Origin of the sequence: Belnapia sp. F-4-1 (assembly GCF_000802185.1) — a bacterium.
Taxonomy (GTDB): Bacteria; Pseudomonadota; Alphaproteobacteria; order Acetobacterales; family Acetobacteraceae; genus Belnapia.
The window spans coordinates 1,570,819-1,584,681 of the sequence record NZ_KN676113.1; the positions used below are offsets into that span (position 1 = coordinate 1,570,819).

Sequence of the window (13,863 nt, forward strand, 5' to 3'; positions counted from 1 at the left end):
GACGCGCATCTCCTGCTCGACCTCGCCCCATGCTGAGCCGCGAGGCCATCGCCGCCCTCGTCCCGCACCAGAGGGCGATGTGCCTGCTCGACCGTGCCCTCGAATGGGATGCGGCGCGCATCCTCTGCGAAGCGGAGAGCCATGCCGCGCCCGGCAACCCGCTCCGGCGGGACGGCATGCTGCCCGCCATCTGCGGGCTGGAATATGCGCTTCAGGCCATGGCGCTGCACGGCGCGCTGTGCTCCGGCGGCGTGCCGCAGCGGGCCGGCTTCGTCAGCAGCCTGCGCGACGTGCGGATGGCGGCCGGACGGCTCGACACCGTCGCCGGGCCGCTCCGGATCGAGGCGGAGGCGCTGGTCGCCGAGGCGTCGGGCTTCATCTACCGCTTCGCCATCGCCGGCGACGGCCAGCGCCTGCTGAGCGGCCAGGCGGCGGTGATCCTGCCGTGATGCCGCGCCGCGCCCTCGTCACCGGCGGGGCCAGCCCGCTCGGCGCCGCCATCTCCCGTGCCCTCGCGGCCGAGGGGCACGAGGTGCTGATCCACGCCCATGCCGGCCTCGGCCGCGCCGAGGCGCTGGCGGCGGAGCTGTGCGCCGGGGGCCGCCGGGCGCGCGCCTTCGGCGCCGACCTCACCGACATGCCGGCCACCGCTGCGGCGGTCGAGGCGCTGCTGGAGGGCGGCCCCGTCCAGATCCTCGTCCACAATGCCGGCACGCATGACGACGCGCCGTTGGCCGGAATGAGCGAGGGGCAGTGGCGCAGCGTCGTCGATGTTTCGCTGAACGGCTTCTACGCCGTGCTCCGCCCGTTGATCCTGCCGATGATCGGCACGCGCTGGGGGCGAATCCTCGCTATCTCCTCGATCAGCGGGATCATGGGCAACCGCGGCCAGGCGAATTACGCCGCCGCCAAGGCCGGGCTGATCGGGGCGGTGAAGACGCTCTCGCTCGAATACGCCTCGCGCGGCGTCACGGCCAACGCGGTGGCGCCCGGCATCATCGAGAGCCCGGCCGTGGCGGCGGCCATGCCGCGCGAGCGCATCGCCCAGATCGTGCCGGCGAAGCGCGCCGGGCGGCCGGAGGAAGTGGCGGATCTCGTCGCCTTCCTTGCCTCGGAGCGGGCGGGCTACATCACCGGCCAGGCGATCGCCATCTCGGGCGGCCTCGGCTGACACCCAATTGTTTCGGTTAAGATGATAACGGCGTTGCACGAGCCTGCCATGGCGGGTGCGTCTGCGGCGCAACGCAACGGGCGGAGGTCGCCTCGTGCCCGTGATTTCAGTGGACAGCGCTGCTCTCGATTTGTTGTTGTTATATATGCTCAGGAAGGGAAAACCCCTGTGTCGCTTGGCATTCTGAACCGTAACAAGGATGGCAGCCCCGTGCCCGAGCCGGCGGCGAGGCCGCGCGAGGCGGATACGGGCGTCCCCGTCTTCCGCCCGGCCGGCAACAGGCCGCCGAACGCCTCCGTCCACCCCGATTCGGCCACGCCCGCCCTCGTGCCGGAGCCGATCGACCTGCGCACCCTCGTGGTCGGCCGCGGCATCCACCTGAAAGGCACCGTGGCCGATGCGGAGCGCTTGGTCGTCGAGGGCACGGTGGATGCGACGATGGAGGCGACCGAGCTGATGGTCACCTCCGGCGGCACCTTCCGCGGCGAGATCACCGTCGATGTCGCGCATGTTGCCGGGCGGTTCGAGGGCTCGATCACCGCGCGCAAGCGCCTCGTCATCCGCGAGACCGGCATCGTCACTGGCACCGCGCGCTGCCACCGCCTCTCGGTCGAGGAGGGCGGGCAGCTCACGGCGCAGATGGAGATGCTTGGCGAGGCGCCGGCCCGGCGCGCTTTCCACCCGGAACCGGCGATCGAGGCCGGCGACTGACCCATCCCGGCCGGGCATTCCCCGGCCCCTCGTCCCGGCAGGGCGGGCCTCCCTCCGCCCTGCCCCGCGTCACCGGGCCGGCGCGCGGCCGCCCGGCGCGTTCGTGCCTTCGGTCATCGCCCCGCCTTTCCTGCTGCGACGAGAGCTTCGGATGACCACCACGGGCAAGATGATGCATGTCGCCGCCTGGGGCGTGACGGTGCTGGCCGGCCTCTTCGTCCCGGCAGCCGGCTTCGTGCTGATGCGGCTGCAGGGGCCGGAGGCCTTCCTCGCCCTGCCGCCGCTGCACCTCTCGGTCATGCTGGCCGCGCTCTTCCTGCCGCCCTGCCTGCTGATGCTCATCTTCACCTGGCTGACGCAGCGGATCGAGCTCGGCACGCTGACCGAGAACCTGCTGCGCCAGACTACCCTCTTCTGCAACCAACGCGCCCTCGCCGAGACGCTGGTGGAGGAGGTGCGGGCGCAATCGGCGCTGATGCAGGAGCAGCTCCGCACCGCCGCCGCCGACCGGGTGACGGAGCGGCGGACGACGCAGCTGCTGTTCCAGGAAACGCGGCTGCTGCGCCTCACCGCCGAATGGAGCCTCGTCGTCGGCGAGCTGGGCGGCATCCTCGTCGCCATGTGGCGGCTGATCCATGGCTGGACGGAGCCGGGGGCGGAGGCGCGCTACTCCTCCCTGCCACCGCCCGAGGAGCTGCCGTTGCACATCCTCCGCATCCTGCCGGTGACACCGAAGGAGATGGCGAAGTACGACATCGACGAGCGCTTCATCCGCCAGGCGGCGCGCTACCGTGCGGTATTCCAGGCCTTCCTCGAGCAGGTGCCGGAAAGCGGGCGGCTGTCGCGCACCGCCTTCCGCCAGCTCGTCTACGGCCAGATCGACGCCCGGCTCGCCCTGCTGCCGCGGCCGAACCATGGCGAGATCATCGAGCCGGAGACGCTGGCGGCCGAGCCCTATCCGGAGCGGGACAGCCTGATCGACCAGGCCTAGCTTTGCGCGCCGGACTGCACGACGATGGCGTTCTGCAGGTTGCGCACCCAGTTGTTGTAGTTCCGGTGGATGGTGCCGCCGGTGTAGTCGAGATTGGTGCTGGTGACGTAGCGGATGCTGAAGCGCCGCGTGTCGTAGGGGATGTCGACCACCGCCTGGTGGCTGCGGACGTTGAGCGTGCCGCGCATCAGGCCAGGCCCCTGATCCTGCATCACCCAGCCGAGCCCGGCGCCGGCCCGCCTGATCTCCGCGGCGCGTTGCGTGAGCGTCCCGCGGCCGACGAACTCGCCGCTGCCTTCCTGAAGCGGCGCCGGGCGTGCGCAGGCGGCGAGGGCAAGGATGGCGCCGAAGGCCATCAGGCGACGCTGGATCATGGGAGGCTGTCTCCTGTGTTTCCTACCGTTACAGGAGGCTAGCGCAGCCGCAACGGCCTTGCCACTGGGCGGGGCGCGCCATATCCCAATTGTCGTTGCCGAACGGAGTTGCCGAACCGATGTCCGCCCCTCTCCGCGCGCTGCTCGCGCTCTGTCTGATCGGCATGGCCGCCTGCCAGAGCCGCCAGCCGGCGACGCGGGCCGGCGAGGCGATCGACCGCGCCGGCAGCCAGACCGGCCAGGCCCTGGGCCGCGCCGCGAATTCCACCGGCAATGCGCTGGGGCGCGCCGGCAACTGGATGCAGCGGCGCACGGAGTGAACCCCTCCCGCCGGCTCTGCCTGCTTGGCCTGCTCGGGACCGCGGGCTGCACGCCGGTCGTCATGCCGGCCGGCCTCGCCGAGCGCGACCCCGCCATGGCCGACAAGGCCTTCGTCACCGCCGATGGCGCGCGCCTGCCCTATGCCTCCTGGCTTCCGGAAGGCCGACCACGGGCGATCCTCCTCGCCCTGCACGGCTTCGGCGACTATTCCTTCAACTTCTTCGACATTCCGGCATCGCTCTTCATCGCGCTGGGCATCGGCGTCTTCGCCTACGACCAGCGCGGCTTCGGCGCCGGGCCGCATCGTGGCTACTGGCCGGGGACGGCGACGCTTGCCGCCGATGCCGCCGCCGTCGCCCGGCTGCTGGCGGCGCGCTATCCCGGCGTGCCCGTCTTTCTTGTCGGCGAGAGCATGGGCGCGGCCGTCGCACTGGTGACGATGGCCGCCGCCGATCCGCCGCCGGTCGCCGGCCTGATCCTGCTGGCGCCAGGCGTACGCGGCCGGGCCTCCATGGGCGCCTTCGCGCGGCAGACGCTCGAGATCGCGGCGCATGCCATCCCCGCGGTCGGCTTCAGCGGCTCCGCCCCCGGCTTCTCGCCCACCAACAACGAGGAGGCGATGCGCCGCTGGGGGCGCGACCCGCTGACGCTCCGCACCTTCCGGGTCGATCTCGTTTATGGGCTCGTCGATCTGATGGACCGCGCGCTGGAGGCGGCGCCGCGCCTCCGCACGCCGGCGCTGCTGCTCTATGGCGGCGAGGACCGCATCGTGTCCGAAGGCCCGGTGCGGCGGCTGGTCCGCGCCTTCGGCCCGGCGGCGCCGGTCCGCCTCGGCTTCTATCCGAAGGGGCACCACCTGCTGCTGCGCGACAATGATCGCGCCGTGGTCGCCCGCGACATCGCCGCCTGGATCGAGGCGCCGGCCGAACCCCTGCCCTCCGGCGCGGAGGCCGCGGGCCGCGCCTGGCTGGCGAAGGCCGACTGACTACTCTGCCGGCACAAGGGCGGGCGGCGGGCCTTCCTCCGGCATCTTCGGCCCGAGCCCCACGCGGTGCAGGGCCGAGAAGGTGTGGTAGACCGCCTTGAAGCTCAGGATCGGCACCGCCGCGCGCCAGGAGCCGCGCAGGTTGCCGGCCAGCATGTTGATGATGCCGTCACGCATCCAGAGCGTGTTCTTCGGCGCCATGAAGAGTGAGCGCATGACCGGGTCGTTGACGCGGTAGATCAGCCAGGAGATGCGGTCCATCGCCCGCGCCAGCTCGCGGTTGGTGCGATCTGCCAGGCGCTGGCCGCGCACCGGGTCGTCGAGCCAGCAATGCGCCGCCTTGGCGCCGAGCTCGCCGGCGGTCATCGCCATCAGCACGCCGGTCGAGAACATCGGGTCGACGAAGCCATAGGCGTCGCCGATCATCAGGTAGCCCTGGCCGTTCCCCTGCCGTGCCCGGTAGCTGTAATTCGCCGTGGCGTAGATCTCGGAGGCGATCTCGGCATTGCGCATCCGTGCCGCGACCGTCGGGCTGGAGGCGATGCGTTGCAGGAAAAGGTCCTGCGCGCTGCCCTTCCGCCCCTTCCAGGCCGCCTGGTTGCCGACGAAACCGACGCTCATGACGTCGCCCGGCAGCGGGATCAGCCAGAACCAGCCATCCTCGGCGAGGTGGATGCTGATATAGCCGTCCAGCTCGCCGTCGCGCCGCTCCACGTTGCGGAAATGCGCGTAGCTGGCGGCGGTGTTGTTGTACTTGTTGCTGGTCTTCACCTTCAGCCGGCCGGCGAGGAAGGTGTCGCGGCCCGAGGCGTCCAGCAGGTAGCGCGGGCGGAAGGTGAGCGTCTCGCCCTCCGGCCCCTCGGCCGTCACCGTCGCCCGCTCGCCGGGGGCGGCGAACCGGATGTCGGTGACGCGCGTCCGCTCCATCGTGGTGGCGCCAAGCCGGCCGGCATTGGCGAAGAGCAGCCGGTCGAATTCGGAGCGCCGCACCTGCCAGGCATGGGTCCGCTCACGGTCGAGCGCCAGGGCGAAGGGGAAGGCGCAGCTCCGCCCCGTGCGGTCGGAGACGAATTCGGCGCCGGGCTTGTGCACGCCGATCCCGCGCACCGCCTCCAACACGCCGAGGCGCTCGAGGATGTCGAGATTCCGCGGCAGCAGGCTCTCGCCGATATGGAAGCGGGGGTGGCTCTCCTTCTCGACCAGCGTGACCTGCCGGCCTTGCCGGGCGAGGAGCGCGGCGGCGGTGGAGCCGGCGGGGCCGCCGCCGATCACGAGGACATCGGGCTCGAGGGTGTTCTGCATGCGGCGAGATTTCCAAAACCGGATGGCCAGCGTCAAGCCGCCCGGCGATCATGCCGTCTCGGCCGGCACCTTCAGCGCCTCGGCCAGCCGATGGGCGAGGCCGAGCCACATCGCCTCCTGGGCCGCCGCCTCTGGCGATTCCTGCACCGCCCGGGCCACGGCCTCGGGCAGCAGCCGCACCAGCGCGGCCAGCATGTGGCGGTCGCGCTGGTGCGGCAGGCGGTCGAGCAGGTCACCGGCGAGGTCCGCCTCCCGCACCAGCAGGTAGGGGCCCCAGCCATCCGCCTCCGTCCCTGGCCACATGGAGAAGAGGTTCGGCCAGCCCTCGCGCCTGCGGAATTCCAGCACCGGCCCTCCGCCCCGCTGGGCCAGCTTGAAGCGCAGCAGCGGCCAGGCCCAGGGGCCGTCGCCCACCTCCTCCAGCCAGATGTCGAGGTGGCGGTAGCCGCCATCCGGGGTGACGAAATACTCCTGCAGCCGGACGAGCGCGGCATGCGGCCCGGCCATCGTCATCATCGGGCTGGCCTGGACGGCGATGGCGGGAGGGCGGGACGGGACGGGTGCGGCCCGCACCGGCTCCGCCGGTGGCGGGGCCGGGAGGGGGTTCACCGGCTCCGGCCGCGCCGTGGCACCGAGGCCACGGAGGCCGATCAGCTCGGACCACTCCACCCGCAGCGGCGCCGCCGGCGGCCTGCCGGCATGGCGCAGCACCAGCACCACCGCCACGTTGCGCGGCCCGTCGGGCGGCAGGGCGAGGGGCAGCAGCAGCGGCCCACCGTCCGGCGGCGGCCGGCGCCAGCCGCTCCAGCGCGCCTCCGGCGCATCCAGCACCAGATCGGACTCGAGCGCCAGCGGCGCCCCCTCGGGCTGGAGCCAGAGGGCGGCCTCCAGCTGCCCGGCATCACCGCGGGCGACCGCGACCTCCGCCTGCAACAGGTCGAGCCCGTTCACCGGCACCACCGGCAGGGCGATGGCCAGCCGCCGGCCTGCCCCGAAGCTCGCCAGCAGCCGCGGCGCCTCGCTGCCGAGCGCCACCCACTCCACCTGCCCGGCCGGGAAACGTGCCGCCTCCCAGATCTGGGCCGGCAGCCGCATCGGCACGCCGGGCCAGCCGAGTTCGAGACCGATCGCCTCGGCATCCCAATGCGGCGGCACGGTGAAGCGCCGGCCGAAGGGCGCGGTCCAGAGCCGCAGCGCGAGGCCGCGCTCCGGCACCCGCCCGCCCCGCACCGCCAGCGCCCGCTCCGGCGCCGTCACCCCGGCCCCGAGGGAGAGGGCGAAGCCGTCGCCCGCCTCGAGCTCCACCGCGATGTCGAGGCAGGCCGTCTCCCGCACCGGGCCGAGCGGGCTCGGCAGGTCGAGCACCAGCCAGCCCGGTCGCAGCGCCTCGCCCGGAACCAGCCAGGCGCCATGTACCCGCCCGCTCTCCGCCCCGAGAAGCCGCAGGCGAAGCAGCGCGGCCGGGCCGACATGCGCCTCCTGCACATGCAGCGCGAGGCTCGCCACGCCCTCCAGGTTCAGGCCGAGCACCTGCGCGGCCGCCAGCCGGCCTTCCGCGGCCGGCACCGCCTCGCCGGTCGGCGCGGGCTCCAGCGCCAGCACCTGGCTGAGCGCCGCCGGCGGACCCTGGCGGCTGCCATGCTGGATCAGCGAGACGATGGCCTCGCGGCTCTCCTCCGCCTCCTGCCGCGCGGCGGCGAGGGCGCGGTGCAGCACGGCGGTTGCCGCGGCCTGGCGGACCAGGGCGGCGAGGGCGAGACGGATCAATTCCGGCAGCGCCGCCGCGGGCTCCGCCGCCTCGATCACCGGCGGCACCTCGGGCCCGGCCGCGGACCACCAGGCGAGCAGCGGCGCGGCCGCCGCGGCCTCGGGCGCCAGCACGGCGAGCACCTGGGCCGGCGGCACCGGGACCGGCCGCGTCGCCGCCTCCGCCGCCGCGCCGGGGCGATGCAGGCGGAGGCTGCCGCCCTGCATCGTCACCTGCCAGGCGGAGAGGCCGGGCTGGGCGAGGAGGGCGAGCGCCACCCCCTCCATCGCCAGCAGCGCCGGGCTGCCGTCGTAAAGCTCGGCGAGATCGGCCGGCGCAATCAGCACTGTCATCCTGGCTGCCCTTGCACCGGCACCAGCCGGTCCAGATGGTCGAGGAAATCCTGCATCCGCACCGGCCAGTCGGCCTTGGCCAGCCGCGCCGCAGCCGCTGTGGCGACGCCGGCCAGCAGCGCCCGGTCGGCCGAAAGCCGTGCCAGCGTCTCGAGAAAGCCGTCGATGACCGCCTCCTCCGCCTGGCGGTGCGGGACGAGAAAGCCGTCCTCCCCGTGCCGGATCGCCTCCGCCACGGCACCGACATCGGTGGCGATGACGGCGCAGCCCATGCGCTGCGCCTCCAGCACCACCAGCGGCACGCCCTCGAAGCGCGAGGGCAGCACGAGCACATCGGCCCAGGCATAGAGCGCATCCAGCGCCGCCGGATCGAAGGCCGGCGGCTCGACCGGCACGCTGAGTTGCGGCGCCGCGGCATCGGCCAGCACCGCCCGCCCCGCCACACGCCAGCGCAGCCCGAGCGGCGCGCTGCGGCCGATGATGGCAGCCAGCCGGTCGAGCCCTTTCTGCCAGTCCATCCGGCCGAGGAAGAGCACCTGGAGCGGCCGCCGCTGCCGCTGCCGGGCGGCGAGGGCCGCGGCGATACGCGAAGGCCGCGTCGCATAGCCCGGCGCGTTCTCCACCAGGTGGATCTTCCGCGCGGGGATGCCGGCGCCGATGCACCAGTCGCGCAGCTGGCGAGAGATCACCATAATGCCGTCATAGGCATGTTCGTAGGCGGCCTGGACATGCGGCGTGCCGCGCGGCTCGCCATGCGGCCCGTGCTCGATCAGGTGCAGCCCGCCGAAGACGCGGACGCCGAGCCGGCGCAGCGGCGCCATCAGCGCCTGCCCGGCGAGGGAGTGGACGTTGATCAGCACGTCGAGCCCAGCCAGCACGCCGAGCACGTCCCGCGCCGCTTGCGAGCCGCCGAAATGCGAGACGCCGGCGCCGAAATAGCCGCCCTCCCAGGAAACGGCCGTCTCGCCCAGCCCGTCGATCAGCATCACCGTGTCGAAGGCGCCGGCGAATTCCGCGCCGCGGTCGATGCGCCCCTGGCCAAGCACGATCAGATGCGTCCGCCAGCCCCGCCGCCGCAGCACGGCGGCCTGGTTGAGGATGACCTTCTCCAGCCCGGCGAAGGCGAAGAGCGGCAGCAGGAAGCCGATATCGCGCACCCCCGGCCGCGGCAGGCGCGGCAGCAGCCGGCCGATGCCGATGGCGGCCTCGGCATCCGCGGCGATGCGGCCGCGCGGCGGGCGGTACTCCCGCTTCCAGCCGGCCGGCAGAGCGCTCCGCCGGCGGCGCAGGCGGCCGAGCGCCGCCACCTCCAGCAGCAGCAGCCGCAGCGGCAGGGGGCTGGCGAGCGAGGCCGGCGCCGGCAGGCGCAGGCGCAGGCGCAGCAGCGCGGTGATGGGCTGCGGAGCCGGCCCCTGCAGGCTCTCGATCCAGGCCGGGGAAGGGTCGCCGGCCGCCGCCCACAGCACCCCGCTGCGGACGAAAACCAGCGGGGCCGACGGCACCTGCCCCTCGGCCGGGCCGGAGCGCTCCAGGGCCAGCATCGGCTGGTCGGTCGGGACGATCTCGAGGGCCGCGACATGCGCGTCGCGCAGCAGCCGCTCGGCCCACCAGAAGATCATGTGCAGCACGCCAGCCCTGGCCAGCAGGTCGAGCACCGGCGCCTCGGTGAAGCAGAGGATCTCCGGGTACTGGCAGGCACTCGGCTGCTCCATCGCCGCGAGCATCGCCTCACGGGCCTGGTTGGGCGGCAGACCGGTGCCCTCGCCCGCCGGGTCGACCACAAGGCGAACCTGGCCCTCGTCCGGCATGTGCAAGGCGAAGCGGGGCGCCTCGGCCGCCTCCGCCGCGAGCAGCCGCCGCGGCGCGAAGAGCCCCGCATGCTTGCGGTGCAGCTGACCGAGCAGCAGCGGCCGCAGCCGCTCGGAGGAGGAGAGCATGCTTTCCGGCCGGCGCCGGTAGCGGAATCCGGCATGGGGCAGGTGCTGGCCGCGCCAGCCGCGGGCGGCGGCGGAAAGCCAGAAATCCCAGTCCTCGAAGCCGTCCCGCATCGCCTCGTCGAAGCGGAGGCCGCCCTCGACCATCTCCCGCCGGACGACGCTGCCGGCCTCGCAGTAATTGCAGGTCAGCAGCTGCACCAGCGAGAAGGCGCCGCCTGTCGTCCAGTGGTCGTGCCCGCCGAATTCGTCGATGTCCGGGTAGACCCAGCCGACCTCCGCCGGCGCCGCGGCCAGCGCCGCCAGGGCCCGGGCCAGGTAATGCGGGTGCAGCCGGTTGTCGGCGTCGAGGAAATGCAGGGCGCGGCAGCCGGGCAGGGCGTCGAGGACGAAATCGATGCCGGTGTTGCGGGCGGCGGACAGCCCGCCATTCGGCCGGCGCAGCAGGAAGACGCGGCCGGGGTGCAGGCTGGCGAAGGCGAGGGTCGTCTCGGCCGTTTCCGGGTAGGGGCAGCCGTCATCGACGACGACGACGGCGGCCAGCGGCCCGCCCTGCTGGTCGAGGACGGAAAGAATCGCCTCTGGCAGCAGGCCCGGCTGGCGATAGGCCGGGATGACGACCGCGACCTCGACGCCGGCGGTCCAGTTGCTCGCCGCAGGTCCTTGGACGGTCCGCATCATCTGCATCGGTCTGCGCCCGTCCCAGAACATGCCGCAGCTACCCGTATCGTCCATGTCCCGCGACGAGACCGCGCAGGAGCACGGAATACCGGTTGAGCATCTCCCGCATGCCGTGACGTGTGGCATACGCTTCGGCCGCATCAATCCGGCCAGTTGTATACAGTGCCTTCCCTAGTATCACAGAGACGTGACTCGTCAAGCCCAGTATAGATTGCGTTTCGGAGACGAAAGCTAAAGAGTCGGCCATCTTGCCCCAGCATTCGAGGGCCGCGGCGGTCGCAGCCACCGGGCAGCGCCGCGCCGCCGCCTCCAGCGCGATCAGCGGGCAGCCTTCGAGCCGCGAGGGCAGGACCAGCGCGTCCGCCGCCAGCAGCCAGTCCCCCACATCATCGGCCAGGCCCCCCAGGCGCAGCGGGCCACCCAGCCGCGCCGCCGGGTGCGCGGCGAGCGAGGGCGCCAGCGGCCCCTCGCCCAGCGCGACCAGCGTGGCGCCCGACGATTCCTCCAGCCGCTCCGCCAGGGCCGGCAGCAGGTCGGCGCCCTTCTTCTCCTCCAGCCGCCCGGCGAAGAGCACCAGCGGCGCCGCCGGGCCGAGGCCGAGCGCCGCCCGCCGGGCCCGGCGCTGCGCCGCCCGCCTGGCCGGATCCTCTGCCGGCGCCGCGACGCCATTCGGCACCACGGCCACCTGCCCGGGGGCAAGGCCGAACAATGCTTCCACCCGCCCAGCGACCGGGGCCGAGACGGCTGCCCAGGCCAGCGGCGCAGCGAGGGCCGGGCGCAGCAGCGCCGCCGGCACCGGCACCGGCTCGCGCGGGGCGAGATGGATGATGGCGAGGCCCGGCAGGTGCGCCTCGGCCAGGGCGCCCTGCAGGCCGAGGCCGTGGCTCGGCCAGGGCAGCGGCAGCAGCGCCGCATCCGGCGCATGGTGGGGGACCAGCGCCGCGGCGGCCCGGGCCTGGCGGGCGGCATTGGCGTCCAGTCCCTCCGCCTCGCGCCAGCCTATGGGCGCAGCCACCGTGGCGAGAGGGTGGAACAGCGGCGCGAGGCCGGGCAGCAGGTCCGGCTCGGCCGCGACGATGACCTCGACCCCCGCTTCGGCCAGCGCCAGCGCCAGGGTCGCCGTGTGTCGCTCCGCCCCGCCGATCGCGGCGGAGGGCAGCAGCACCAGCAGCCGCCGCAGGCGGCGGGCCCGCACCGTCATGCCGGGCGCAGCACCAGCAGCTGCGCGGCACCATGCGCCCTCTCGGCGAGCAGGGCGAAGCCCGGCGGCGGCACGGCATCGCCCGCGGCATACTCGGCGCAGATGATCGCATCCGGCGCGATCCAGCCGGCGGCGGCGAGCGCGGCGAGGGCCCGCTCCATCACCCCCTCGGCATAGGGCGGGTCGAGGAAGAGCAGGCCACAGGGCAAGGCCGCGCGCGGCGGCCTGGTCGCATCGGCGGCGAGGACGGTGCAGCGCGCCTCCTCGCGGCAGGCGGCGATATTGGCCCGCAGCGCGGCCAGCGCCGCCCGGTCGGTTTCGATGAAGCTGGCTCGCGCCGCGCCGCGCGACAGCGCCTCCAGCCCCAGCGCCCCGGTGCCGGCGAAGGCGTCGAGCACCGCGGCGCCTTCCACCCGCTCCCGCCCGGCCCAGGGGGCATGCCAGAGCATGTCGAACAGCGCCTGGCGCACGCGGTCGGCGGTCGGGCGGGTCGCCATGCCGGCAGGCGCGGCGAGGCGCCGCCCGCGATGCCGGCCGGCGATGATTCTCACCCCTCGCCTGCTCTCGGCGCGGCCCGGCGGCGGGGCGGCGCTTCCTCCGTCAGGCCGAGCTGCTCGCGCATCACCTTGGCATTCACCTCCTCCACCGCCCCGGCCGGCAGCGCGCCAAGCTGGAAGGGGCCGTAGGAGACGCGGATCAGCCGGTTCACGGTGAGGCCGAGATACTCCATCACCCGCCGGATTTCGCGGTTGCGGCCCTCCTGCAGGGCGACGGTCAGCCAGGCATTGGCGCCCTTGCGGCTGTCGAGCCCGGCCTCGATCGGCGCGTAGCGCACGCCGTCGACGATGATGCCGCTGCCGAGCGAGGCCAGCACCCCCTCGTCCACATCGCCGTTCACCCGCACGCGGTAGCGGCGGATCCAGCCGTTGGAGGGCAGCTCCAGCCGCCGGGCCAGCGCGCCGTCATTGGTCAGCAGCAGCAGCCCCTCGGAAGTGAGGTCGAGCCGCCCAACAGAAATCAGCCGCGGCAGGCCGGGCGGCAGCGCGTCGAAGACGGTCTTGCGGCCCTTCTCGTCGCGATGCGTCGTCACCAGCCCGTCGGGCTTGTGGTAGCGGAAGAGGCGCGTCCGTTGCGCGTTGGCGACGGGGCGGTTGTCGACCAGCACCGCCTGCCCTGGCTGGACGAAGGTGGCCGGCTTGCCGACCACCTTGCCATCGAGCTTCACCCGCCCCTCGGCGATCATCCGCTCCGCGTCGCGGCGGCTGGCGACGCCGGCGCGGGCCAGCCACTTGGCGATGCGTTCGCCACGCTCGCCATCCTCCGCCGCGTCGTCCTCGGTTTCGCTCACCGGCGGCAGGCCGCGACGAAGGCGGCGAAGATCAACGGGTCGGCGGGATCGACCGCATATTCCGGGTGCCACTGCACGCCGAGGGCGAAGCGGTGGCCCGGATGCTCGAGGCCTTCCACCACGCCATCGGGGGCCGTCGCGTTGACCCGAGCCCCGGCGCCCGGCGTGGCGACGGCTTGGTGATGCGCGCTGTTCACCGCCATGCGCGGCTTGCCGACGATGCGGGCCAGCAGCGTGTCCTCGGCAATGGCGATCTCATGCCCCGGCTCGTTGCGCGGGTTCGGCTGCTCGTGCTCGATCTCGGTCCGGATGCTGTCCGGGATGTGCTGGACCAGCGTGCCGCCCAGCGCCACCGCCAGCAGCTGCTCGCCGCCGCAGATGCCGAGCACGGGCAGGTCGCGCGCGAGCGCCCCGCGCGTGACGGCCAGCTCGAAATCGGTCCGCCCCGCCTTCAGCGTCACGGTCGGGTGGGTGCTGCCCTCGCCATAGAGCGAAGGGTCCACGTCGAAGGCGCCGCCAGTGATGAGCAGCCCGTCGATCCGGTCGAGATAGGCCTCGGCCAGCTCCGGGTGGTGCGGCAGGGCGATCGGCAGGGCGCCGGCCTCGGCCAGGGCGGCGAAGTAGTTCTTGCGGAGCGCATACCAGGGCAACTTGGAGTAGCCGCCGGGCTCCTCCGCATCCAGGGTGACGCCGATGATGGGACGGGTGGGCATGGCGCTCTGCTAGACCTCCTGCATGGGGCGG

At 73.5% G+C, this 13,863-nt stretch carries 14 protein-coding genes; 6 read left to right on the plus strand and 8 right to left on the minus strand.

Going from position 1 to position 13,863, the window contains the following annotated elements; genetic code table 11:
• The 4 genes from LH62_RS07620 to LH62_RS07635 form a co-directional block, all read left to right on the plus strand.
• Window positions 1–449: hypothetical protein (locus LH62_RS07620; protein WP_236552501.1), on the plus strand; the 449-nt coding region annotated here is incomplete at its 5' end.
• The gene (gene fabG / locus LH62_RS07625) at window positions 449–1,171 is read left to right on the plus strand and encodes a 3-oxoacyl-ACP reductase FabG (protein ID WP_043360346.1); all 723 of its coding nucleotides are present in this window, start codon (window positions 449–451) and stop codon (window positions 1,169–1,171) included. The genes LH62_RS07620 and fabG, both read left to right, overlap by 1 nt.
• A gap of 168 nt (window positions 1,172–1,339) precedes the next feature.
• Window positions 1,340–1,882, plus strand: coding sequence for a polymer-forming cytoskeletal protein (locus LH62_RS07630; RefSeq protein ID WP_052213915.1), 543 nt, complete (start codon window positions 1,340–1,342; stop codon window positions 1,880–1,882).
• A gap of 151 nt (window positions 1,883–2,033) precedes the next feature.
• Complete coding sequence (locus LH62_RS07635) at window positions 2,034–2,873, plus strand: hypothetical protein (RefSeq protein ID WP_043360349.1); 840 nt, start codon at window positions 2,034–2,036, stop codon at window positions 2,871–2,873.
• Here LH62_RS07635 and LH62_RS30185 read toward each other — a convergent pair.
• Window positions 2,870–3,247 carry a hypothetical protein gene (locus LH62_RS30185; protein ID WP_043360351.1) on the minus strand — a complete coding sequence of 126 codons (378 nt, stop codon included), beginning with the start codon at window positions 3,245–3,247 and terminating at the stop codon, window positions 2,870–2,872. The genes LH62_RS07635 and LH62_RS30185 overlap by 4 nt on opposite strands.
• 119 nt (window positions 3,248–3,366) lie before the next feature.
• Here LH62_RS30185 and LH62_RS31060 point away from each other — a divergent pair, with 119 nt between their 5' ends.
• A complete protein-coding gene (locus LH62_RS31060) occupies window positions 3,367–3,567 on the plus strand; it encodes a hypothetical protein (protein ID WP_043360353.1) in 201 nt (66 codons plus the stop codon).
• Window positions 3,564–4,553, plus strand: a complete 990-nt coding sequence (locus LH62_RS07650) for an alpha/beta fold hydrolase (RefSeq protein ID WP_043360355.1) — start codon at window positions 3,564–3,566, stop codon at window positions 4,551–4,553. Before LH62_RS31060 ends, LH62_RS07650 begins: the two co-directional genes overlap by 4 nt.
• Here the strand turns inward: LH62_RS07650 and LH62_RS07655 are convergent, their stop codons facing one another.
• The 7 genes from LH62_RS07655 to LH62_RS07685 are packed head-to-tail and all read right to left on the minus strand — an operon-like array spanning window position 4,554 to window position 13,832.
• Window positions 4,554–5,855 carry an NAD(P)/FAD-dependent oxidoreductase gene (locus LH62_RS07655; RefSeq protein WP_043360358.1) on the minus strand — a complete coding sequence of 434 codons (1,302 nt, stop codon included), beginning with the start codon at window positions 5,853–5,855 and terminating at the stop codon, window positions 4,554–4,556.
• A 48-nt stretch (window positions 5,856–5,903) separates the two neighbouring features.
• Complete coding sequence (locus LH62_RS07660) at window positions 5,904–7,955, minus strand: DUF6212 domain-containing protein (protein WP_144404416.1); 2,052 nt, start codon at window positions 7,953–7,955, stop codon at window positions 5,904–5,906.
• Window positions 7,952–10,570, minus strand: coding sequence for a glycosyltransferase (locus LH62_RS07665; RefSeq protein WP_160299796.1), 2,619 nt, complete (start codon window positions 10,568–10,570; stop codon window positions 7,952–7,954). The genes LH62_RS07660 and LH62_RS07665 overlap by 4 nt, the downstream gene beginning before the upstream one ends.
• A gap of 37 nt (window positions 10,571–10,607) precedes the next feature.
• On the minus strand, window positions 10,608–11,771 hold the full coding sequence (locus LH62_RS28160) for a glycosyltransferase family 4 protein (RefSeq protein ID WP_052213918.1): 1,164 nt from the start codon (window positions 11,769–11,771) through the stop codon (window positions 10,608–10,610).
• Window positions 11,768–12,322: a 16S rRNA (guanine(966)-N(2))-methyltransferase RsmD gene (gene rsmD, locus LH62_RS07675; RefSeq protein ID WP_043360365.1), complete on the minus strand. Its 555-nt coding sequence runs from the start codon at window positions 12,320–12,322 to the stop codon at window positions 11,768–11,770. Before rsmD ends, LH62_RS28160 begins: the two co-directional genes overlap by 4 nt.
• Window positions 12,319–13,119 carry a pseudouridine synthase gene (locus LH62_RS07680; RefSeq protein ID WP_043360366.1) on the minus strand — a complete coding sequence of 267 codons (801 nt, stop codon included), beginning with the start codon at window positions 13,117–13,119 and terminating at the stop codon, window positions 12,319–12,321. Before LH62_RS07680 ends, rsmD begins: the two co-directional genes overlap by 4 nt.
• Window positions 13,116–13,832, minus strand: coding sequence for a gamma-glutamyl-gamma-aminobutyrate hydrolase family protein (locus tag LH62_RS07685; protein WP_043360369.1), 717 nt, complete (start codon window positions 13,830–13,832; stop codon window positions 13,116–13,118). Before LH62_RS07685 ends, LH62_RS07680 begins: the two co-directional genes overlap by 4 nt.
• Between the last annotated feature and the right edge of the window lie 31 nt (window positions 13,833–13,863).

Coding starts and splice junctions, on each gene's coding strand:
- fabG (WP_043360346.1), top strand. CDS start 449: ATGCCGCGCCGCGCCCTCGTCACCGGCGGGGCCAGCCCGCTCGGCGCC.
- LH62_RS07665 (WP_160299796.1), bottom strand. CDS start 10,570: ATGATGCGGACCGTCCAAGGACCTGCGGCGAGCAACTGGACCGCCGGC.
- LH62_RS31060 (WP_043360353.1), top strand. CDS start 3,367: ATGTCCGCCCCTCTCCGCGCGCTGCTCGCGCTCTGTCTGATCGGCATG.
- LH62_RS07660 (WP_144404416.1), bottom strand. CDS start 7,955: ATGACAGTGCTGATTGCGCCGGCCGATCTCGCCGAGCTTTACGACGGC.
- LH62_RS07655 (WP_043360358.1), bottom strand. CDS start 5,855: ATGCAGAACACCCTCGAGCCCGATGTCCTCGTGATCGGCGGCGGCCCC.
- LH62_RS07635 (WP_043360349.1), top strand. CDS start 2,034: ATGACCACCACGGGCAAGATGATGCATGTCGCCGCCTGGGGCGTGACG.
- LH62_RS07685 (WP_043360369.1), bottom strand. CDS start 13,832: ATGCCCACCCGTCCCATCATCGGCGTCACCCTGGATGCGGAGGAGCCC.
- LH62_RS28160 (WP_052213918.1), bottom strand. CDS start 11,771: ATGACGGTGCGGGCCCGCCGCCTGCGGCGGCTGCTGGTGCTGCTGCCC.
- LH62_RS30185 (WP_043360351.1), bottom strand. CDS start 3,247: ATGATCCAGCGTCGCCTGATGGCCTTCGGCGCCATCCTTGCCCTCGCC.